This window comes from Pseudomonas sp. C8002 (assembly GCF_013385765.1).
Lineage (GTDB): Bacteria > Pseudomonadota > Gammaproteobacteria > Pseudomonadales > Pseudomonadaceae > Aquipseudomonas.
The window spans coordinates 1-20,133 of sequence record NZ_JACAPJ010000046.1 but is presented as its reverse complement, the minus strand read 5'-3'; the positions used below and the strand labels follow the sequence as shown (position 1 = coordinate 20,133).

The window sequence follows — 20,133 nt, the reverse complement described above, 5'->3', positions numbered from 1 at the left end:
CTCCATGAGTGACAAGCCCGGATACCGGCGCCCGCAAGCGGGTACTCAGCCTGACTACCTGCACCCGGCCTACCAGTCGACGAACCTGCGTTCGCCGTCCAAGCCGTTGGTGTTCCTGCCCCATTCCTTGTCGGAAATCACCGGCCCGACCATCGGCGCCGAGCGCGTCAACGAGAAGGACAACGACCTGACCGCCCAGCACGAAGGCGAGCCCCAGGGCGAACGCATCATCATTCACGGGCGCGTGCTGGATGAAAACGGCCTGCCCGTTCCCGGCATCCTCGTGGAAATCTGGCAGGCCAACGCTGCCGGGCGCTACAACCACAAGCGCGACCAGCACGACGCACCGCTGGACCCGAACTTCACCGGCACCGGGCGTACCGTCACCGACGCCGACGGCTGGTACCAGTTCCAGACCATCAAGCCCGGCGCCTACCCGTGGGGCAATCACCACAACGCGTGGCGCCCGGCGCACATCCACTTCTCGCTGTTCGGCCCGAGTGTGCTGACGCGGTTGGTGACGCAGATGTATTTCCCCGGTGACCCGCTGCTGGCCTACGACCCGATCTACAACTGCGTCCCGGACACGTCCGCCAAGGAACGCCTGATCGCCTCGTTCGATCTGGAAAAAACCATTCCGCACTATGCCCTCGGCTACCGCTGGGACATCGTCCTGCGCGGCCGCGACGCCACGCCGATGGAGAAATGAGATGAGCCTCAACGCGACTACTTCCCACACCGTCGGGCCGTATTACCACATCGGCCTGACCTGGCTGAACCGCGAAGACCTGACCGTTGCCGCCACCCTCGGCGAGCGCGTGGCGATCACCGGGCAGGTGGTGGATGGCAATGGCGATGTGGTCAACGACGCCATGCTGGAGGTCTGGCAGGCCAATGCGGCCGGCAAGTACGACCATCCCGAGGATGAGCAGGACAAACCGGTGGACCCGAACTTCGAAGGCTTCGGCCGGGTGCCGGTGGACGCTGAAGGGCGTTTTCGCTTTACCACCATCAAGCCGGGCAGTGTGCCGGGGTTGAAGGGCACGACTCAGGCGCCGCACCTGGTGGTGCTGGTGTTTGCCCGTGGGCTGGTGAAGCACCTGCTGACGCGGATTTACTTTGACGGTGAAGCGGCGAATGGGGATGACGCGCTGCTGGCGTGTGTGCCGCAGGAGCGCCGCCGCACGTTGATCGCCAAGGCGGATGCGGCGGGGGTGTATCAGTGGAATGTGATTTTGCAGGGCACAGACGAAGAGACGGTGTTCTTCGATTATTGAGTGGGTTGCGGATCTATCGCAGGCAAGCCAGCTCCCACAGGGGAATGCATTCCAAATGTGGGAGCCGGGCTTGCCCGCGATGAGGCCGGCCCAGGCAATAAATATCCAAAAGTCTGCTTGCGGAACATGGTTGTTGCAAAGTATGTCTAGGCTATAACCGTTCCCACTGAGTGAAAAAACATGACAACAAAAACCAGCCACTACACCGGAGAAGAACGCAGCAAAAGGATTTTTGCGATTGTCGGTGCCTCTTCCGGCAACCTCGTCGAATGGTTCGACTTCTACGTCTATGCCTTCTGCGCTATCTATTTTGCCCCGGCGTTTTTCCCGTCGGACGACCCCACCGTGCAACTGCTGAACACCGCCGGCGTGTTCGCCGCCGGCTTCCTGATGCGCCCTATCGGCGGCTGGCTGTTCGGCCGGGTGGCGGATAAACACGGTCGCAAGAATTCCATGATGATCTCGGTGCTGATGATGTGCGCCGGTTCCCTGGTCATCGCCTTTTTGCCCACCTACAAAGACATCGGCGCCTGGGCCCCGGCCCTGCTGTTGGTCGCCCGGTTGTTCCAGGGCCTGTCGGTCGGCGGCGAATACGGCACCACCGCCACCTACATGAGTGAAGTCGCCCTCAAGGGCCAGCGCGGGTTCTTCGCCTCGTTCCAGTACGTGACCCTGATCGGCGGGCAACTGCTGGCGGTGTTGGTGGTGGTGATCCTGCAACAGATCCTCACCGAAGAAGAACTGCGGGCCTGGGGCTGGCGCATTCCGTTTGTGATCGGCGCCATTGCGGCGGTGATCTCGCTGTTGCTGCGTCGCACCCTGAAAGAAACCACCAGCAAGGAAATGCGTGAAGACAAGGACGCCGGCAGCATTGCCGCGCTGTTCCGCGATCACAAGGCGGCGTTTATCACCGTGCTCGGCTACACCGCCGGCGGCTCGCTGATTTTCTACACGTTCACCACCTACATGCAGAAGTACCTGGTGAACACCGCCGGGATGCACGCCAAGACCGCCAGCTACATCATGACCGGCGCGCTGTTCTTCTACATGTGCATGCAGCCGGTGTTCGGCATGCTGGCGGACAAGATTGGCCGCCGTAACTCGATGCTGTGGTTCGGCGCCCTGGGCACGCTGTGCACCGTGCCGATCCTGTTGACCCTGAAAACCGTCAGCAGCCCGTTCCTGGCTTTTGTGCTGATCACCCTGGCCCTGGCCATCGTGAGCTTCTACACCTCCATCAGCGGCCTGGTGAAAGCCGAAATGTTCCCGCCACAAGTACGCGCACTGGGCGTGGGCCTGGCGTATGCGGTGGCGAACGCGATCTTCGGTGGTTCGGCGGAGTATGTGGCCTTGGGTCTCAAGTCCATGGGCATGGAGAACACCTTCTACTGGTACGTCACGGCGATGATGGCGGTGGCGTTCCTGTTCAGCTTGCGCCTGCCCAAAGAGGCGGCGTATTTGCACCACGATCTGTAACCGGCTGGCGCATGCCCGTTGCCGGGTATGCGCCACCTAGGGATGTGTTATGACGATGCGCACGAGCAACCAACTGTTCGACGCCTACTTCACCGCCAACGGCATGGCTGAAGTGTTCTGCGACCAGGGGCGTTTGCAGGGCATGCTGGATTTCGAAGCGGCGCTGGCCCGGGCCGAGGCTCAGGTCGGGTTGATCCCGCAAGCGGCCGTCGCGCCCATTGCCCAGGCCTGCCTGGCTTCTCTCTACGACGTAGATGCCCTCGGCGACGCCATCGCCACCGCAGGCAACTCTGCGATTCCCTTGGTCAAGGCCCTCGGCAAGTTGATCGCCAGCGAAGATGCCGGCGCCGAACGTTATGTGCATCTGGGCGCTACCAGCCAGGATGTGATGGACACCGGCCTGGTGCTGCAACTGCGCAGTGCGGTCGAGCTGATCGAACATGATCTGGCGCGGTTGGGGGACATTCTTGCCGCCCAGGCCCAGCGCTATGGGACCACTCCTTTGGCGGGCCGGACCTGGCTGCAGCATGCAACGCCGGTCACGCTGGGCATGAAGATCGCCGGTTGGCTCGGCGCAGTCACCCGCAACCGGCAGCGCCTCAGTGAGCTGAAGCCGCGTTTGCTGGTGCTGCAATTTGGCGGTGCTTCCGGAACCCTGGCGGCCCTCGGCGAACAGGCGATGCCGGTGGCGCAAGCACTGGCCGCCGAGTTGCAGCTGGGCCTGCCGGAGCAACCCTGGCATACCCAGCGCGACCGCCTGGTTGAGTTTGCCTCGGTGCTCGGTTTGATCGCCGGCAGCCTCGGCAAGCTGGGTCGCGACATCAGCCTGCTGATGCAGACCGAAGCGGCGGAAGTGTTTGAGCCGTCGGCCCCTGGCAAGGGCGGCTCTTCGACCATGCCCCACAAGCGCAACCCGGTGGGCGCTGCCGTGCTGATCAGCGCTGCCACGCGAGTGCCCGGCCTGGTGGCAACGATGTTCAGCGCGATGCCCCAGGAACACGAACGCAGCCTGGGCCTGTGGCACGCCGAATGGGAAACCCTGCCGGAGATTTGCCGGCTGGTATCCGGTGCATTGCATCAGGCGCTGCTGGTCAGCGAAGGCCTGGAAGTCGACCCCCGGCGCATGGTCCAAAACCTTGATCTGACCCAGGGCCTGGTACTGGCCGAAGCGGTCAGCATCGTCCTCGCCCAGCGCCTGGGCCGCGAAACCGCGCACCATCTGCTGGAACAATGCTGCAAACGCGCCGTCGCCGACGGGCGCCACCTGCGCGCGGTGCTGGGGGATGAACCCCAAGTGACTGCCGAGCTTTCGGCGGCCGAACTCGATCGCCTGCTGGACCCGGCGCACTACCTGGGCCAGGCGCACACCTGGGTCACCCGGGCCGTGGCCGAACATTTTGCTTTGACTGCCTGAGGAGGCTGCTGTGGGATTTGTACAACTCGCCGATGGCGAACTGAACTACCAACTCGATGGCCCCGAAGATGCACCGGTACTGGTGCTGTCCAACTCCCTGGGCACCGACCTGCATATGTGGGACATCCAGATCGAGGCGTTCACCCAGTACTTCCGGGTGCTGCGTTTCGACACCCGGGGCCATGGCAAGTCGCTGGTCACCGAAGGCCCCTACAGCATCGAGCAGTTGGGCCGTGACGTGTTGGCGCTGCTGGATGCGTTGCAGATCGAGCGCGCGCATTTCTGCGGGTTGTCCATGGGCGGCCTGATCGGCCAGTGGCTGGGGATCAACGCGGGTGAGCGTTTGCGCCGGCTGGTGGTGTGCAACACCGCCGCGAAGATCGGCACGCCGGAGATCTGGAACCCACGCATCGAGATGGTCCTGCGCGACGGTGCGGCCGCGATGGTTGCCCTGCGTGATGCGTCAATTGCCCGCTGGTTCACCGCCGACTTCGCCGAGGCTCATCCTGACCAGGCCAAGCTGATCACCGATATGCTGGCGGCGACTGATCCCCAGGGTTATGCCGCAAACTGCGCGGCCGTGCGCGACGCGGATTTCCGCGAGCAACTGGCGTCGATCAAGGTGCCGACCCTGGTGATCGCAGGCAGCGAAGATGCGGTGACGCCGCCGGCGGGTGGGCACTTTATCCAGGCGCATGTGCAGGGCGCCGAGTATGCCGAGTTCTATGCCGCGCACTTGTCCAACGTGCAAGCCGGTGCGGCGTTCAGCGACCGTGTGCTGGAATTTCTGCTATCGCGCTGAGTATCGCTGAACCCTGTGGCGAGGGAGCTTGCTCCCGTTGGGCTGCGTAGCAGCCCCTGAGCAGCCGCAACCCAACTATTTGTAAAACTCTGCAGCGGCCTCACTGGGGTCGCTGCGCGACCCAACGGGAGCAAGCTCCCTCGCCACAGGTATGTGCCTGTCGTCACCGTTGCATGAGGAGCGTTTTGTGGACGAGAAACAACGTTATGCCGAAGGCCTGCAAGTGCGCCGCGAAGTGCTGGGCGACGCCCACGTCGACCGCAGCCTCAACGCCCTGACCGAGTTCAACAGCGAGTTCCAGGAAATGATCACCCGCCACGCCTGGGGTGATATCTGGACCCGCCCGGGGCTGCCGCGGCATACCCGCAGCCTGATCACCATCGCCATGCTCATCGGCATGAACCGCAGCGAAGAGCTGAAGCTGCACCTGCGCGCCGCCGCGAGCAACGGTGTGACCCGCGCCGAGATCAAGGAAGTGCTGATGCAGAGCGCGATCTATTGCGGGATTCCGGCGGCGAATGCGACGTTTCACTTGGCCGAGTCGGTGTGGGATGAGTTGGGGGTAGAGTCGCGCGCCTAGTGCGAGTCAGCGTCCCACACCCAATTCCACACACCTGGCAGGTGCACCACTTCGTCGGCGCTTTTTACCGTGCGGGCCATGGCGGCTCGCTGCAAGGTTGTCCGGTCGGTGTAGAAAGGCTGTGTGGCGAGGGGCACGCCATTGATATGGGCGCTGTCCAGCAGGATTTGCAGGTATTCCTTCAAGTGCCAGGCGGTGTAGCGGTTGATATCGTGGAAGGTCACCACCACCGGGATCACGCCGTCCACCGTCGGTAATTCGCCTTTGGCGATGCGCTCACGCACCACCGAGAGTTGGCGTATCAGGTTTTCCCGTCGACGCGGGCTGCCGTTGAACACCCAGATCACCCCATCGTTTGCACTCAGGTCGGTCAGCAACACATGCATGCCGTGTTGCTGATAGGCGGCGAAGGTGCGCTTGTCGTAGTTCCAGAACGGCGGGCGTACCAGTGTGGGCGGTTGGCCGGTGATGGAGGTGAGGGTCGATGAACCCAGGCTGAGGTAGTGCTCCAGTTCAGCCGGATTCTGCAAGCGATGGTTGCTGTGCCACGGGGTCGCGGTGTGGAAGCCCAGGATATGGCCGGCCGCGTATTCACGCTCCATGGTCTTGTAGCCCCGCGGGTTGCCGCCGGAGCGGGGCGCCTCGGTCTGCAGGAAGAACACCGCCTTGATCCCCGGCTGTATCGGGTTGTTCGCCAGGTCCGCCATCACCGAACGGCTGGGGTTCATGAAGCCCGAGGCGCTGGGGCCGTCATCGAAGGTCAGCAAAAAACGGATTGGCGCCTCGGTTTTCAGACGTTGTTCGGTTTGCGGTGTCAGCGCCAGGGGCGGGCCGATGCAACCGCTGAGGCTCAGGGCCAGGGCTAGTGCGGCCGATACGGTGGCGAAGTGTTTCATGGCGGACTCGAATGACATTGGCTGCTGGGGCGGGTCATCCATGACACGCGCGCACCATACAACAAGACTGTCGAGGCTTTACAGCAGGCTTATCGGGTAACTGACGATCAACCGGTTTTCATCAAACTCGTTATTGTTGTAGTCCCGGCGCATGCTGGAGTTACGCCAGCGCACGTTGAGATTCTTCAGCGCTCCGCTCTGCACCACGTAGGCCACTTCACTTTCCCGTCCCCATTCCTTGCCATCGGTCACCGTGCCGCTGTGTACGTTGCTGCCGCTGATGTAGCGGTTCATCAGCGTGAGGCCCGGAATTCCCAGGGCGGCGAAGTTATAGTCATGGCGTACCTGCCAGGATTTTTCCTGGGCGTTGTCGTAGCTGGCGTTGTAGCTGTCGTTGGCCAGGGTGCCGCCGCTGGTGCCGTTGACGCGCATCCAGGCGCTGTTGCCGGTGAGTTTTTGCAGGCCGACGTAGAACGTGTTGCCGCCGTATCGGGCCGAGAACAGTCCGGACCAGGTCTTGTTGTCGAGGTCACCGGCGCGGGCGCTGCCGTCGTCCTTGCCATAGAAGAACCCGAGGTTGGCGCCCAGGGTCCAGTCGCCCACCGGTTGGCTGTGGATCAGGTTGAGGTATTGCTGGCTGTAGATGTCCTTGAGTTGGGCGTTCCACACACCGACCTGGGTGCGTTTGTCGTTGAAGGCATATTCGCCGCCCTGGAAGTTGAAGCGGTCGGAGGTGAACGCGGTTTTCCCGAACATGGACATGTCGGTCATGCTGCTGTCGTCCCGTGGGCTGTTGGCGCGGAACTGGCCGCCGTACAGGGTCAGGCCGTCGATCTCCTTGGAGGTGATTTGCCCGCCGCGCAGGGTTTGCGGGAGCGAGCGGCCATCGTCCGAACGCAGGATCGGCAGCACCGGCATCCATTCGCCGACTTTCACTTCTGTCTTTGAAACCCGTGCCTTGAACGCCACGCCCAGACGCCCGAATTCATCCGCCGGGCGGCCATCGTGGTCCAGCGGCAACAGCTGGGTGCCACCCGTGCCGCGTCCGCCATCGAGCTTCAATGAGTACAGGCCCAGTACATCCACGCCGAAACCGACGGTGCCCTGGGTGAAGCCGGATTTGGCGTCGAGGATGAAGCTTTGCGTCCACTCCTGTGCGCTGCCCTGGGTCTTGCTGGGGTTGGTGTAGTTGCGGTTGAAGAAGAAATTACGCAGGTTTAGGTTGGCGCTGGCGTCTTCCAGGAAGCCGTGTTCTTCAGCGACAACGGGGAGGGCAATGCTGGCGACAGCGGTTGCCAGCAAAAGCCGGCGCGGGTCGAAAGTGCTCATGGTGTCAGACCTGTTGTTATTGGGGTTATGCAGGTGGCGGCCATGGTGCGGGGCGGTGCGGGGGCGATGAAAGTGGGGGAGAGCGGGTTGTGGGCGATGATCGAACGCAAAGTCATGGGCGTAAAAAAACCGCTTCCTGGGCGGGAAGCGGTTTTTGTTTACTGCGCCACTATCAGAACAACTTCAAGGGCGGTGCTTCTTCTTTCAACGGTTCGTTCTTCGCGGTCTGTTCGTTCCAGCCACCACCGAGGGCCTTGTACAGGTTGACCTCGCTATTGAGCTGCGCCAGGCGGTCGGTGATCAGCGATTGCTGGGCACTGAACAGTTGGCGCTGGGCGTCGAGGAACGTCAGGTTGCTGTCGACACCAATACGGTAGCGACGCTCGGCCAGGCGGTAGTAATCCTGGTTGGCCGCGACGAAGCCACGTTGGGCGTCCAGTTGCTGCTTGTAGGTCTCACGGGCGGCGAGGCCGTCGGAGACTTCCTGGAAGCCGGTCTGAATGGCTTTCTCGTAGTTGGCGACGTTGATCTCTTTCTGGATTTTCGAGTAATCCAGGCTGGCGCGCAGGCTACCGGCGTTGAAGATCGGGATGTTGATCTGCGGTGCAAACGACCAGGTACCCGAACCGCCCTTGAACAGGCCACCCAGGGTCGGGCTCGCGGTGCCGGCGCTGGCGGTCAGGGTGATGCTCGGGAAGAACGCAGCGCGTGCCGCACCGATGTTGGCGTTGGCCGCCTTGAGGTTGTACTCGGCCTGCAGGATGTCGGGACGACGTTGCAGCAGGTCCGATGGCAGGCCGGCCGGTACTTCGCTCAACAGGTCATCAGCCAATGGCCGGCTGACGATGTTCGCCGGCAGGCCGGTACCCAGCAGCAGGGTCAGGTTGTTTTCGTCCTGGGCCACCTGGCGGGTATAACGCGCCAGTGCAACCCGGGCGTTTTCCACCGAGGTACGGGCCTGGCTCAGGTCCAGGGCCGAAGCCACGCCGACTTCATTGCTGCGCGAGGTCAGTTTGAAGCTCTGTTCGTACGCGCCCAGGGTGTCCTGGGTGAGCTTGAGCAGCTCCTTGTCGGCCTGCCAGGTCAGGTAGGCGTTGGCCACGCTGGCCACCAGGCTGATCTGGGTGGTGCGACGCGCTTCTTCGGTCGCGAAGTATTGTTGCAGCGCTTGTTCGCTCAGGCTGCGTACGCGGCCGAACAGGTCCAGCTCATAAGAACTGATCCCGAGGCCCGCCGAGTATTGGCTGGTGATGCCCGCTTCGCCGGTCTGCGACAGCTTGGCCGGGGTGCGCGTACGGCTGCCGCTGCCCGTGGCCGAGACCGCCGGGAACAGGTCGGCGCGCTGGATCTGGTACTGCGCGGCATACGCATCGATGTTCAGGGCCGCGACACGCAGGTCGCGGTTGTTCACCAGGGCGGTCTGGATCAGCTGTTGCAGGGCAGGGTCATGGAAAAACTGCTTCCAGCCCTGCTCGGCAGCCGCCTGGCCCGGCGCCTGGGCCGACGAATACGCCGGCCCCTGCGGGAACTGCGCGGCTACCGGCGCTTCAGGGCGCTGGTAGTCCGGGATCAGCGAGCAGCCACTGAGCACGAATGCCGTGACAGCTAAGGAAAGTAGCGACTTGCTCATTGGCCAGCCTCTTTAGGAGTTTGCTTGGGTTCAGTCTTTTTACGCTCGCCAGCGGAGGACACGGTTGCGAAGAACAGGGGTACCCAGAAGATCGCGAGGACCGTGGCGGTGATCATACCGCCAATTACGCCCGTACCGATGGCGTGCTGGCTACCTGAGCCGGCACCGGTGGAAATTGCCAGGGGCAGTACGCCGAGCATGAACGCCATGGACGTCATGATGATCGGTCGCAGACGCATGCGGGATGCCTCGATGGCCGACTCGACAATGCCTTTGCCCTGCTCGTGGAGCTCCTTGGCGAACTCCACGATCAGGATGGCGTTTTTCGCTGCCAGACCCACCGTCACCAACAGGCCCACCTGGAAGAACACGTCGTTGGACAGTCCCCGCAGGCTGGTGGCGATCAACGCACCGATCACACCCAGCGGTACAACCAGAATCACCGCAATCGGGATCGACCAGCTTTCGTACAGTGCCGCGAGGCAGAGGAACACCACCAGCAGCGACAGGGCGTACAGCGCAGGTGCCTGGGAGCCGGACAGACGTTCTTCGTACGACAGGCCGGTCCAGGAGTAACCAACGCCAGCCGGCAGGTCCTTGGCAATGCGTTCGACTTCCGCCATCGCATCACCGGTACTGTAGCCAGGTGCCGGGGTACCGAGGATTTCCATCGCCGCTACACCGTTATAGCGCGAGAGTTTCGGCGAACCGAAGATCCACTTGCCCGAAGAGATGGCCGACAGCGGCACCATCTTCCCGGACGTGCTGCGCACGTACCATTTGCTCAGGTCTTCCGGAGACATCCGGCTGGCGGCGTCACCCTGTACATACACCTTCTTCACACGACCACGGTCGATGAAGTCGTTGATGTAGCTGCCACCCAAGGCGATTGCCAGGGTCTGCTGGATGTCTGCCAGGCTGATGCCCTGGGCACTGGCCTTCTCGTCGTCAACGGTCAGCTCGTACTGCGGCTCATCGTTCACGCCGTTGGGGCGCACGCCCGCCAGGATCTTGCTTTGTGCCGCGGCACCTAGGAACTGGTTACGCGCATCCATCAGCTTCTGGTGGCCGACGCCGCCCTGGTCTTGCAGGAACACGTCGAAACCGGTGGCGTTACCCAGTTCGAGTACCGAAGGTGGCACCACGGCAAATACCATGGCGTCCTTGAAGGCCCCGAAGAAGTAACCCTGGGCACGCTTGGCAACCTCAAATACCGACTGGCTCGAGTCACGCTCGTCCCACGGCTTGAGCATCACGAACGCGAGGCCCGAGCTCTGGCCACGACCGGCGAAGTTGAAGCCGTTCACGGTAAACACCGATTTGACAGCCTTGCCTTCGCCTGGCTCGCCTTCCTTGTCGTTCAACAGGTAGGCGCGCATATCGTCGATGACTTTCTGCGTACGTTCAGCCGAAGAACCCACCGGCGTTTGTACCTGGGCAAAGATCACGCCCTGGTCTTCCTCTGGGAGGAACGCGCTTGGAATGCGGGTGAACATCCAGATCATGCCGGCAAGGATCAGGGCATAGACCACGAACGCCGGGAACTTGTGCTTGATCATGTTACCGACGCCGCGCTCGTAGCTCAGTACGCCACGGTCGAAGGTACGGTTGAACCAGCCGAAGAAACCGCGCTTGGGTTGGCCGTGTTTTTCCGGGTCAATCGGCTTGAGCATGGTGGCGCACAAGGCCGGGGTGAAGACCAGGGCAACCAGTACCGACAGCGCCATCGCCGAAACGATAGTGATGGAGAACTGGCGGTAGATCACACCGGTGGAGCCACCGAAGAACGCCATTGGCAGCAATACCGCCGACAGCACCAGGGCGATACCCACCAGGGCCCCCTGGATCTGGCCCATGGACTTGACCGTCGCCTCCTTGGGCGACAAGTGCTCCTCGGCCATTACCCGCTCGACGTTCTCCACCACAACGATGGCATCGTCCACCAGCAAGCCGATGGCCAGGATCATGCCGAACATGGTCAGGGTGTTGATGGTGAAGCCGAACGCAGCGAGGATCCCGAAGGTACCCAGCAATACCACCGGTACGGTCATGGTGGTGATGATGGTGGCGCGGAAGTTCTGCAGGAACAGGAACATCACCAGGAACACCAGCACGATCGCTTCGATCAGGGTGTGAACCACACCGGAGATCGATTCGGTCACAACCGGCGTGGTGTCATACGGCACCACAGCCTTCATGCCAGGCGGGAAGAACGGTTCGAGGGACGCAACCGTTTCGCGAATCGCCTTGGCGGTGTCCAGTGCGTTGGCACCGGCTGCCAGCTTGATCGCCATACCGGAAGCCGGCTTGCCGTTGAACTGTGCGCTGATGCTGTAGTTCTGGCCGCCCAGTTCGATACGCGAAACGTCACCCAGGCGAACCTGGGAACCGTCGGTATTGACCTTCATCAGGATATTGCCGAACGCTTCAGTGGTTTGCAGACGCGTCTTGCCGATGATGGTGGCGTTCAACTGAGTGCCGGGCAGGGCAGGCAGGCCGCCGAGTTGGCCGGTGGCCACCTGGACGTTCTGCGCCTGGATGGCGTTGCTGACATCCACTGGCGTCAGCTGGTAGTTGTTCAGCTTGGCCGGGTCGAGCCAGATACGCATGGCGTACTGGGAACCGAACACCTGGAAGTCGCCCACACCGGCGGTCCGGGAAATCGGGTCCTGGATGTTGGAAACGATGTAGTTGGAAAGGTCATCCTTGGTCATGCTGCCGTCTTCCGACACCAGACCGATCACCATCAGGAAGTTCTTCACCGACTTGGTAACGCGGATACCCTGCTGCTGTACTTCTTGTGGCAGCAGCGGGGTCGCCAGGTTGAGCTTGTTCTGTACCTGAACCTGGGCGATGTCCGGGTTGGTACCCTGGTTGAACGTCGCGGTGATGGTCATGCTGCCGTCGGAGTTACTGTCCGAGGCGACATAACGCAGGTTGTCGATACCGTTGAGCTGTTGTTCGATCACCTGCACCACGGTGTCCTGCACGGTTTGTGCAGACGCGCCCGGGTAGGTCACCTGGATATCAATGGCGGTTGGCGCGATGGCCGGGTACTGGTTGATGGGCAACTTCAGGATCGACAGTGCCCCGACCAGCATGATCACCAGGGCAATTACCCAGGCGAAAATGGGACGGTCGATAAAAAATTTCGACATGAATTACTCCCCTTGACCAGCAGCGGCAGCAGGAGCAGCAGCGGAACCGGCGGGTTTGGCGTTATCAGCGTCCTTGACCTTGACTTCGATGCCCGGCTTGATGAATTGCAGGCCTTCGGTGATCACACGGTCACCGGCGTTCAGGCCTTTTTCCACCAGCCAGTAGGCGCCGGTAGTGCGGTTGGCCACCAGTACACGTTGCTCGACCTTGTTGTCCTTGTTCACCACCAGCGCGGTCGGGATGCCCTTCAGGTCGCGGGTCACGCCTTGCTGTGGTGCCAGGATGGCCTTGCTGTTCACACCGGCTTGCAACTGCGCGTGGACGAACATGCCCGGCAGCAGGGTGTGGTCAGGGTTCGGGAATACGGCACGCAGGGTCACGGAACCGGTGGTTTCGTCGACCGAGACTTCGGAGAATTCCAGCTTGCCTTCCACGCCGTAGGCGGTGCCGTCTTCCAGGGTCAGCTTGACCTTGGCCGCGTTTTCGCCGGCTTTTTCCAGTTGGCCGCTTTCCAGGTCACGACGCAGTTTCAGCATCTCGGCGGAGGACTGCGTGACGTCGACGTAGATCGGGTCCAGTTGCTGGATCACTGCCATGGCGTCGGTCTGGCCGTTGCTGACCAGCGCGCCTTCGGTGACCGAAGAGCGACCGATACGCCCGGAGATCGGGGCAAACACCTTGGTGTAGCGCACGTTGATCTGGGCCGTTTGCACGTTGGCTTCAGAGGTCATGCGGTTGGACACGGCGGTGTCGTATTCCTGGCGGCTGACGGCCTGCTCATCGACCAACTGCTTGTAGCGATCGGCAATCGATTTGGTCTGGGCAAGGTTGGCCTGGGCGCTTTTCAGCGAGGCGTCATACACCGACGGATCGATCTGATAGAGCTGCTGGCCCTCCTTGACGTCGCCCCCTTCCTTGAACAGACGCTTGAGAATGATGCCGTTGACCTGAGGGCGAACCTCGGCAATGCGATAGGCCGTGGTGCGGCCTGGCAGCTCGGATGTCAGGGTAAAGGCTTGAGGTTGAATAGTGACCACGCCGACCTGAGGGGTTTGAGCGGGCGGAGCCGCTTCTTCCTTTTTACATCCGCTGAGCAGCGATGCCAGGGCGACGGCAGTAACCAGGGCGGTAACAGCTGGCTTAAGTTGCATGAAGATCCTCGGGTCAGGCGCGCAGAGTGCGCACAAGAAGTGTGGAAGGGTAAAAAACAGGCACTGAGTGGATAAGTAGCTTGCTACGCAATATACTTACGTTCATGGTTGTTTGTAAACTCTTGACAGGCTTCGCGGAATGTTGACAAAGCAGCGTCCAAAGCCTCGATTCTAGTACGTTCGGCGCCCTTGACGGCGTCGTCCCACAATTATTCAGATGGTCGTTAGCAGCGGTTGAGTCTGCGTTACCGATCACCCCAAGTCTCCTGATTGAGGTTTTACTGCCATGGTTCGTCGTACCAAAGAGGAAGCTCAGGAAACGCGCAGCCAGATTCTTGAAGCGGCCGAGCAGGCCTTCTACGAGCGCGGGGTTGCGCGTACCACGCTGGCGGATATTGCCGCGCTGGCAGGCGTGACACGTGGTGCCATCTACTGGCATTTCAGCAACAAGGCCGACCTGGTGCAGGCGATGCTCGATACGCTGCACGAGCCGCTGGATGAATTGGCCAGGGCCAGTGAGAGCGAGGACGAGGTCGATCCGCTGGGTTGCATGCGCAAGCTGCTGATTCATCTGTTCCATCAAGTGGCCCTGGACCCGAAGACCCGGCGCATCAATGAGATTTTGTTTCATAAGTGCGAATTCACCGATGAAATGTGTGATCTGCGCCGTCAGCGCCAGACCGCCAGCCTCGAATGCAACCTGCGCATCGGGCTGACCTTGCGTAACGCGGTCCATCGCGGGCAGCTTCCGGAGAATCTCGACACCGTACGTGCCGCGGTGTGCATGCACGCCTATATCGACGGAATTCTCGGCCAGTGGCTGCTGGTGCCCGACAGTTTCCAGTTGGCCCAGGACGCAGAGCGCTGGGTCGATATCGCGTTGGACATGCTGCGCTTGAGCCCTGGCCTGCGCAATTAAGACAAAATGCGTAATTGCGACCAGTTGTGTCAACAATAAACACCGGGGGTGGTCAATCAGGCTTTTCCCTGATTTTGTGGGGTGACGTTATATACGGGCTGGCGGGCGGTTGATAGGTAGTTGGCTAAGTATTTTGTAGCAATATTGTTGCAAGGCTGTGAAGGAATGTTTCCTGCGGCCCATAAAAAAGCCCCGGCTCTCGCAAGTCGGGGCTTTTTCGTTTCAGCAGATCAGAGTGCCAGGGTCGGGTAGTCGATGTAGCCGACCGGGCCTTTGGCGTAGAAAGTCTCTGGATGTGCTTCGTTCAGCGGTGCATCGGCCTTCAGGCGAGCCGGCAGGTCCGGGTTGGCGATGAACGGCACGCCGAATGCCACGGCGTCAGCCTTGCCCGAAGCCAGCCACGCGTTGGCGCTGTCCTTGGTGAAGCGTTCGTTGGCGATGTACGGGCCACCGAAGGCGGCTTTCAGTTGTGGGCCGAGGCTGTCGCCCGCTTCCTTTTCACGGGAGCAGATGAACGCGATGCCACGCTTGCCCAGCTCTTTGGCGACGTAGGTGAAGGTTTCCGACAGGTTGGCGTCGCCCATGTCGTGTGCGTCGGCGCGTGGTGCCAGGTGCACACCGACGCGACCGGCGCCCCAGACTTCAATCACGGCGTCAGTGACTTCGAGCAGCAAGCGTGCGCGGTTTTCCAGGGAGCCGCCGTAGTTGTCGGTGCGCTGGTTGGTGCTGCTTTGCAGGAACTGGTCGAGCAGGTAGCCGTTCGCACCGTGGACTTCCACGCCGTCAAAACCGGCGGCCTTGGCATTCTCGGCACCTACGCGGTAGGCGTCGACGATATCGGCGATTTCAGCGACTTCCAGGGCGCGCGGGGTAGGGTAGTCGGCCAGTGGACGCACCAGGCTGACGTGGCCCTTGGCTGCGATGGCGCTTGGGGCAACCGGTGCTTCGCCGTCCAGGTACGACTCGTGGGAGATCCGGCCCACGTGCCACAGTTGCAGGAAGATCTTGCCGCCTGCACCGTGCACGGCCTTGGTCACATTGGCCCAGCCGCGAACCTGGTCGTTGGACCAGATGCCCGGGGTGTCCGGGTAACCCACGCCCATTGGCGTTACGGAGGTGGCTTCGCTGAGGATCAGCCCGGCGGAAGCGCGTTGGACGTAGTACTCAGCCATCAGCGCATTGGGCACGCGACCGGCGTCGGCACGGCAGCGGGTCAGCGGCGCCATGATGATGCGGTTCGACAGTTCCAGGTCGCCCAGTTTGATCGGATCGAAAATAGTCGTCATGGGATAACACCCTTCTCTTTAGTTGATCAGTTAGTCGCGGGGGCCAGGTCGGCATCGCCGGTCTGACGGAAAGTAATCAGGGTCACCAGCAGCGCGAGCACGGCCAGTGCAGCAGCGGCCAGGGGCACGCTGGTCAGGCCGAAGCCGTGGGCAATCACGCTGCCGCCCACCCAGGCGCCGAGGGCGTTGCCGATGTTGAAGGCGCCGATGTTCAAGGTGGACACCAGGTTCGGTGCGGCCTTGCCGAAGGTCACCACGTTGATCTGCAGTGCCGGTACGGCGGCAAACGAGGCGGTGGCCCAGAGGAACAGGGTGATTTCAGTCGGGATCACGGCGACGCTGGTCCAGGTCAGGACGGTGGACACCACCGCCATGCTGATGAACACGCCGATCAGGGTGGCAGCCAGGCGCTTGTCTGCCAGCTTGCCGCCGATGATGTTGCCGACGGTCAGGCCCAGGCCGATCAGCAGCAGGGTCCAGGTCACGCCTTTGGGCGAAACACCGGTGACGTCCCCCAGCAGCGGCGCGACGTAGGTGAAGAGGGTGAACATCGACGCAGCGAACAGCGCGGTCATGCTCAGCGACAGCCAGATGCCGGCGCCTTTGAGTGCTCTGAGCTCGGCGCGCATGTCGAGTTTTTCCTCGTCACGCTTGGCCGGCAGGAAGCGGATCAGGCCGATCAGGGCGATCACCCCAATCACCGTCACGGCCCAGAAGGTCGAGCGCCAGCCGGCTTCCTGACCCAGCGCGGTGCCCAGCGGTACGCCGAGCACGTTGGCCAGGGTCAGGCCGGTGAACATCAGCGCCACGGCCGAAGCACGCTTGTTGGCCGGCACCAGGTTGGCGGCGACCACCGAACCGATACCGAAGAAGGCACCGTGGCACAGCGCGGTGACCACACGGGCAAACATCAGCACGTTGTAGTCACTGGCCAGGGCGCAGAGCAGGTTGCCGATGATGAAGATGCCCATCAACGCTACCAGGGCGGCCTTGCGCGGCAGCTTGGCGGTGGCCAGTGCCATGAAGGGGGCACCGATGGCCACGCCCAGGGCGTAGCCGGTCACCAGCCAGCCGGCGCCGGGAATCGATACACCGAGGTCGGCCGCCACATCGGGCAACAGGCCCATGATGACGAACTCGGTGGTACCGATGGCGAAGGCGCTTAAGGCCAGGATGAGTAGCGAGAGAGGCATTGATGGGTCCTTGTTACAGCGGTGCGCTGAGTTCTTCGGTGAGCGCTTTGAGGAAGGCTTGGATCACGTCCTCATTGCGTTTGAAAAAGTGCCATTGGCCGGCCTTCTGGCTGCTGATCAGCCCCGCCCGTTGCAGGTTCGCCAGGTGCGCCGACACGGTGGACTGAGACAGCCCGCAGCGCTGGTCGATCTGCCCGGCGCAAATGCCGTATTCGTGGTTGTGCAGCTGCTCGGGAAATTGCACTTTCGGGTCTTTCAGCCAGTTGAGGATGTCTCGCCGTACTGGGTGCGCCAGGGCTTTTATTATTTCGTCGAGGTCGATGGACATGGCAGTGATGCTCGGTTTTGTAAAACGTTATATCGCGATGAGGCGAACTTTAAATCGTTGTATCCCGATATACCAATATGATTTTGGTCTTAAACCAGATTGAATCGGTATATCGGGTTATAACGATACGTTGACGGCAGTGCTAGACTGCGCGCCATGAATTATCTCGCACATCTGCACCTCGGCGGCCAACTTCCTGCTCAATTGCTTGGCAGCCTGTATGGCGACTTTGTTAAAGGTCGCCTGCAAGGCCAATTCAGCCCGCAAATCGAGTCGGCGATTCAGTTGCATCGCTCAATCGATCGCTACACCGACAGTCATCCGCTGATCGGGCAGGCGCTGTCGCGCTTCACCCTGACCCGGCGCCGCTATGCCGGGATTGTCCTCGATGTGTTTTTCGACCACTGCCTGGCGCGGGACTGGGCGTTATATGCCGATCAGCCGCTGGAGCGATTTACCTCTGAGGTTTACCGGGTGCTCGCCGAAGAGCCGGCGTTGCCGGGGCGGCTGGCGCAGATTGCGCCGTACATGGCGGCGGATGACTGGCTGGGTTCGTACCGCGAATTTGCGGTGATGGAACAGGTACTTCGAGGAATTGGCCGGCGCCTGACACGGCCCGAAGAACTGGGCCATGCCATGCAGGAATTACGAGCGCTGTACGAGCCGTTGAGCGAGGATTTTCGGGTGTTTTACCCAGAATTGCAGCGGTTCTCAAATAGCCAGTTGGCAATACAACTATAAATGTGGGAGCGGGCTTGCTCGCGAAAGCGGTGGGTCAGCTAATGAATCTGCTGACTGATGCACCGCCTTCGCGAGCAAGCCCGCTCCCACATTTTTCACCGTGCTCGCTTCAGGCCGCGAATGCTGGCCGCGCTGGCATTTGCTCAGCTTCTGGAAGGGGGCCAAACAACGCCTTCTGCACCGCCTGCTGCGCCTGGAACGCCAGCGCCGCACGTTCCTGCCCGGCGCAGGCAATCGGCTTGAGCAGATGGATTTCCACGTCGCCCTGGTCATTGCCGAACAAACGCATCAGGTGCGAGAGCAAATCATCGTCGCCAATAAACGGTGCCAGCGGGTCGATGTGGCCATCGCGCAGATAACGAATCGCCACCGGTTGCAGCGACACATCGGCATCAATCGCACTGGCCAGTAACCGCCCGTGGAACGTACGCAGGGCGCGGCCGTCGGTGGTGGTGCCTTCCGGGAACATCAACAGCGGGTGTTGTTGTTCCAGATGACGCGTCATCTGTTTGCGAATCAACTGGCTGTCCCCCGAACCTCGGCGGATGAACAGGCTGCCTGCCTTGGCGGCCAACCAGCCCGCCACCGGCCAGGTGCGCACCTCGGCCTTGGACAGGAACGACATCGGCGCCACCATCCCCAGCAGCGGGATATCGGTCCACGATACGTGGTTGCTGACCCACAGCATCGACTGTTGCGGCAACTCACCGTGAACGGTCACGCGAAAGGGCAGGGCGTTGGTCAGCCGTGCCATGAAAAAACGCGACCAGCGCTGCCGGCGCACCATCGAGTTGGCCACGCCCAGACGTTCAAACACGCCAAACACACTGGCCATGGTCAAACCCAGGGCCACCACCACCAGCACGCGGGCAATTCGCCCGTACACCCGAAGGCGGCTCATCACATGGCTGCCTTGAAGTGGCGGGCATACCGCGGGCACAGTTCGTCGCGCTTGAGCAGGATGAACACGTCGGCCACCTGGAAGTCTTCGTCCCAGCAGGGTTCGCCGCAAATCTTTGCACCCAGGCGCATGTAGGCCTTGAGCAAGGGGGGCATTTCGGCGATGACGTTGGATGGCAGGTCCAGTGCCGGCAGCGGCTTTTTCGGCTCGGCCCGCAGGTGTTCGTTGCACAGGTAGCGTTCGCGCAGGCGCTGCATGATCGCGTGGGCCTGGATGCCGCCGTCGTGCATCGGGATGCTCGCGCAGCCCATCAGGTAGCTGTAGCCGCCCTGGTTGAGGACTTCGGCCAGCTCGCCCCACAACACGGCGATGGTGCCGCCGTTGCGGTAGGCGGGGTCGACGCAGGTGCGGCCGATTTCCAGGATGGGGCCTTTGAGGTGCAGCAGGCCGTGGAGGCTGAATTCTTCTTCGCTGTAGAAGCGGCCCAGGGTGGTGGCGGCCTGGTGGTCGAGCAAACGGGTGGTGGCGACGAGTCGACCGCTGTTCAAATCCCGCACGCCGATGTGGCTGCAGTGAACATCATAGTCATCCATGTCCAGGCCCAGTTCAGCGCCTTTCAGCTTGGCGTTGAATTCGCCGCTGAACACGTTGAACCGCAGGGCCTGGGCTTCCTGCAAAGCCTGGGCGCCGATCAGGCGTTCGGCTTGCAGGCGGCGTTCATTGCCGGTGTCGCTGATGCGGGCGATCTGAGTCATGGCGAGTCTCCGAGTGCCGGCCAGGGTTACGGCCGGTCGACTTGTTTGTGCCATGTCAGGCTATGTAGGGCCGGTGTCATCTCCATGAAGTTACGGTGACGCTTAGATGACAGGCATTTCGCCGGTGGGTGCTGTGTTTTTTGTGTACATATCCGTTGCTGCGGTAACGGCGGCTTATGGTTCCGCTCTTACAGCGGGTCACTTTTGGCAAACGCCCCAAAAGTAACCAAAAGGTCTTTGCCCCACCACTCGGTGCCTCGCCTAGGCTCGGCATGCCCGCACTCCGGCCCGGTTCC

The 20,133-nt window shown here is 61.8% G+C and carries 18 protein-coding genes; 8 read left to right on the top strand and 10 right to left on the bottom strand.

Features of this window, described 5'->3' with window-relative positions:
• Positions 1 to 4: 4 nt before the first annotated feature.
• The 6 genes from pcaH to pcaC all read left to right on the top strand — a co-directional run bounded on the left by pcaH (position 5) and on the right by pcaC (position 5,549).
• Complete coding sequence (gene pcaH / locus HX814_RS30555; protein ID WP_003219824.1) at positions 5 to 709, top strand: protocatechuate 3,4-dioxygenase subunit beta; 705 nt, start codon at positions 5 to 7, stop codon at positions 707 to 709.
• Between the two features lies 1 nt (position 710).
• On the top strand, positions 711 to 1,277 hold the full coding sequence (pcaG, locus tag HX814_RS30550; RefSeq protein ID WP_003219820.1) for a protocatechuate 3,4-dioxygenase subunit alpha: 567 nt from the start codon (positions 711 to 713) through the stop codon (positions 1,275 to 1,277).
• Between the two features lie 180 nt (positions 1,278 to 1,457).
• A complete protein-coding gene (locus tag HX814_RS30545) occupies positions 1,458 to 2,753 on the top strand; it encodes an MFS family transporter (protein ID WP_003219818.1) in 1,296 nt (431 codons plus the stop codon).
• Positions 2,754 to 2,802: 49 nt separating this feature from the next.
• The gene (locus HX814_RS30540) at positions 2,803 to 4,167 is read left to right on the top strand and encodes a 3-carboxy-cis,cis-muconate cycloisomerase (RefSeq protein ID WP_008431146.1); all 1,365 of its coding nucleotides are present in this window, start codon (positions 2,803 to 2,805) and stop codon (positions 4,165 to 4,167) included.
• 10 nt (positions 4,168 to 4,177) lie between these two features.
• On the top strand, positions 4,178 to 4,969 hold the full coding sequence (gene pcaD, locus HX814_RS30535) for a 3-oxoadipate enol-lactonase (RefSeq protein WP_003219815.1): 792 nt from the start codon (positions 4,178 to 4,180) through the stop codon (positions 4,967 to 4,969).
• A 187-nt stretch (positions 4,970 to 5,156) separates the two neighbouring features.
• Entirely contained in the window at positions 5,157 to 5,549 is a 393-nt protein-coding gene (gene pcaC, locus HX814_RS30530; protein WP_003219813.1) for a 4-carboxymuconolactone decarboxylase, read from the top strand.
• On the opposite strand, the gene HX814_RS30525 is transcribed toward pcaC, so the two are convergent.
• From HX814_RS30525 to HX814_RS30505, 5 genes are all read right to left on the bottom strand, one after another.
• Positions 5,546 to 6,487, bottom strand: a complete 942-nt coding sequence (locus HX814_RS30525) for a polysaccharide deacetylase family protein (RefSeq protein ID WP_003219811.1) — start codon at positions 6,485 to 6,487, stop codon at positions 5,546 to 5,548. The two genes, pcaC and HX814_RS30525, sit on opposite strands and share 4 nt — an antisense overlap.
• Before the next feature lie 36 nt (positions 6,488 to 6,523).
• On the bottom strand, positions 6,524 to 7,774 hold the full coding sequence (locus HX814_RS30520; RefSeq protein WP_177010079.1) for an OprD family porin: 1,251 nt from the start codon (positions 7,772 to 7,774) through the stop codon (positions 6,524 to 6,526).
• 172 nt (positions 7,775 to 7,946) lie between these two features.
• On the bottom strand, positions 7,947 to 9,404 hold the full coding sequence (gene adeC / locus HX814_RS30515) for an AdeC/AdeK/OprM family multidrug efflux complex outer membrane factor (RefSeq protein WP_003219806.1): 1,458 nt from the start codon (positions 9,402 to 9,404) through the stop codon (positions 7,947 to 7,949).
• The gene (locus HX814_RS30510; protein WP_003219803.1) at positions 9,401 to 12,562 is read right to left on the bottom strand and encodes an efflux RND transporter permease subunit; all 3,162 of its coding nucleotides are present in this window, start codon (positions 12,560 to 12,562) and stop codon (positions 9,401 to 9,403) included. The genes adeC and HX814_RS30510 overlap by 4 nt, the downstream gene beginning before the upstream one ends.
• Positions 12,563 to 12,565: 3 nt before the next feature.
• A complete protein-coding gene (locus tag HX814_RS30505) occupies positions 12,566 to 13,714 on the bottom strand; it encodes an efflux RND transporter periplasmic adaptor subunit (protein ID WP_003219800.1) in 1,149 nt (382 codons plus the stop codon).
• A 286-nt stretch (positions 13,715 to 14,000) separates the two neighbouring features.
• Between HX814_RS30505 and HX814_RS30500 the strand changes: the two genes are divergently transcribed.
• On the top strand, positions 14,001 to 14,633 hold the full coding sequence (locus HX814_RS30500) for a TetR family transcriptional regulator (protein WP_003219798.1): 633 nt from the start codon (positions 14,001 to 14,003) through the stop codon (positions 14,631 to 14,633).
• Between the two features lie 230 nt (positions 14,634 to 14,863).
• Here the strand turns inward: HX814_RS30500 and HX814_RS30495 are convergent, their stop codons facing one another.
• From HX814_RS30495 to HX814_RS30485, 3 genes are read right to left on the bottom strand one after another with little or no spacing between them, the layout of a single operon-like run.
• Positions 14,864 to 15,919 (bottom strand): alkene reductase, encoded by a 1,056-nt coding sequence (locus HX814_RS30495; RefSeq protein WP_003219797.1) that lies wholly within the window; start codon positions 15,917 to 15,919, stop codon positions 14,864 to 14,866.
• 26 nt (positions 15,920 to 15,945) lie between these two features.
• Positions 15,946 to 17,112: an MFS transporter gene (locus HX814_RS30490; protein WP_003219795.1), complete on the bottom strand. Its 1,167-nt coding sequence runs from the start codon at positions 17,110 to 17,112 to the stop codon at positions 15,946 to 15,948.
• A gap of 13 nt (positions 17,113 to 17,125) precedes the next feature.
• Positions 17,126 to 17,440 carry a helix-turn-helix transcriptional regulator gene (locus HX814_RS30485; RefSeq protein WP_003219793.1) on the bottom strand — a complete coding sequence of 105 codons (315 nt, stop codon included), beginning with the start codon at positions 17,438 to 17,440 and terminating at the stop codon, positions 17,126 to 17,128.
• A 156-nt stretch (positions 17,441 to 17,596) separates the two neighbouring features.
• Here HX814_RS30485 and HX814_RS30480 point away from each other — a divergent pair, with 156 nt between their 5' ends.
• A complete protein-coding gene (locus HX814_RS30480; protein ID WP_003219791.1) occupies positions 17,597 to 18,181 on the top strand; it encodes an ACP phosphodiesterase in 585 nt (194 codons plus the stop codon).
• Between the two features lie 109 nt (positions 18,182 to 18,290).
• On the opposite strand, the gene HX814_RS30475 is transcribed toward HX814_RS30480, so the two are convergent.
• Together HX814_RS30475 and olsB are read right to left on the bottom strand one after the other, a co-directional pair.
• A complete protein-coding gene (locus HX814_RS30475) occupies positions 18,291 to 19,082 on the bottom strand; it encodes a lysophospholipid acyltransferase family protein (protein ID WP_003219789.1) in 792 nt (263 codons plus the stop codon).
• Positions 19,082 to 19,837: an L-ornithine N(alpha)-acyltransferase gene (olsB, locus tag HX814_RS30470; RefSeq protein WP_008431132.1), complete on the bottom strand. Its 756-nt coding sequence runs from the start codon at positions 19,835 to 19,837 to the stop codon at positions 19,082 to 19,084. Before olsB ends, HX814_RS30475 begins: the two co-directional genes overlap by 1 nt.
• Positions 19,838 to 20,133: the final 296 nt, after the last annotated feature.

Excerpts from the sequence above, each read along its gene's own strand:
- pcaH (WP_003219824.1), top strand. The coding sequence starts at position 5 with ATGAGTGACAAGCCCGGATACCGGCGCCCGCAAGCGGGTACTCAGCCT.
- pcaG (WP_003219820.1), top strand. The coding sequence starts at position 711 with ATGAGCCTCAACGCGACTACTTCCCACACCGTCGGGCCGTATTACCAC.
- HX814_RS30545 (WP_003219818.1), top strand. The coding sequence starts at position 1,458 with ATGACAACAAAAACCAGCCACTACACCGGAGAAGAACGCAGCAAAAGG.
- HX814_RS30540 (WP_008431146.1), top strand. The coding sequence starts at position 2,803 with ATGACGATGCGCACGAGCAACCAACTGTTCGACGCCTACTTCACCGCC.
- HX814_RS30525 (WP_003219811.1), bottom strand. The coding sequence starts at position 6,487 with ATGGATGACCCGCCCCAGCAGCCAATGTCATTCGAGTCCGCCATGAAA.
- HX814_RS30520 (WP_177010079.1), bottom strand. The coding sequence starts at position 7,774 with ATGAGCACTTTCGACCCGCGCCGGCTTTTGCTGGCAACCGCTGTCGCC.
- adeC (WP_003219806.1), bottom strand. The coding sequence starts at position 9,404 with ATGAGCAAGTCGCTACTTTCCTTAGCTGTCACGGCATTCGTGCTCAGT.
- HX814_RS30510 (WP_003219803.1), bottom strand. The coding sequence starts at position 12,562 with ATGTCGAAATTTTTTATCGACCGTCCCATTTTCGCCTGGGTAATTGCC.
- HX814_RS30505 (WP_003219800.1), bottom strand. The coding sequence starts at position 13,714 with ATGCAACTTAAGCCAGCTGTTACCGCCCTGGTTACTGCCGTCGCCCTG.
- HX814_RS30500 (WP_003219798.1), top strand. The coding sequence starts at position 14,001 with ATGGTTCGTCGTACCAAAGAGGAAGCTCAGGAAACGCGCAGCCAGATT.
- HX814_RS30495 (WP_003219797.1), bottom strand. The coding sequence starts at position 15,919 with ATGACGACTATTTTCGATCCGATCAAACTGGGCGACCTGGAACTGTCG.
- HX814_RS30490 (WP_003219795.1), bottom strand. The coding sequence starts at position 17,112 with ATGCCTCTCTCGCTACTCATCCTGGCCTTAAGCGCCTTCGCCATCGGT.
- HX814_RS30485 (WP_003219793.1), bottom strand. The coding sequence starts at position 17,440 with ATGTCCATCGACCTCGACGAAATAATAAAAGCCCTGGCGCACCCAGTA.
- HX814_RS30480 (WP_003219791.1), top strand. The coding sequence starts at position 17,597 with ATGAATTATCTCGCACATCTGCACCTCGGCGGCCAACTTCCTGCTCAA.
- HX814_RS30475 (WP_003219789.1), bottom strand. The coding sequence starts at position 19,082 with ATGAGCCGCCTTCGGGTGTACGGGCGAATTGCCCGCGTGCTGGTGGTG.
- olsB (WP_008431132.1), bottom strand. The coding sequence starts at position 19,837 with ATGACTCAGATCGCCCGCATCAGCGACACCGGCAATGAACGCCGCCTG.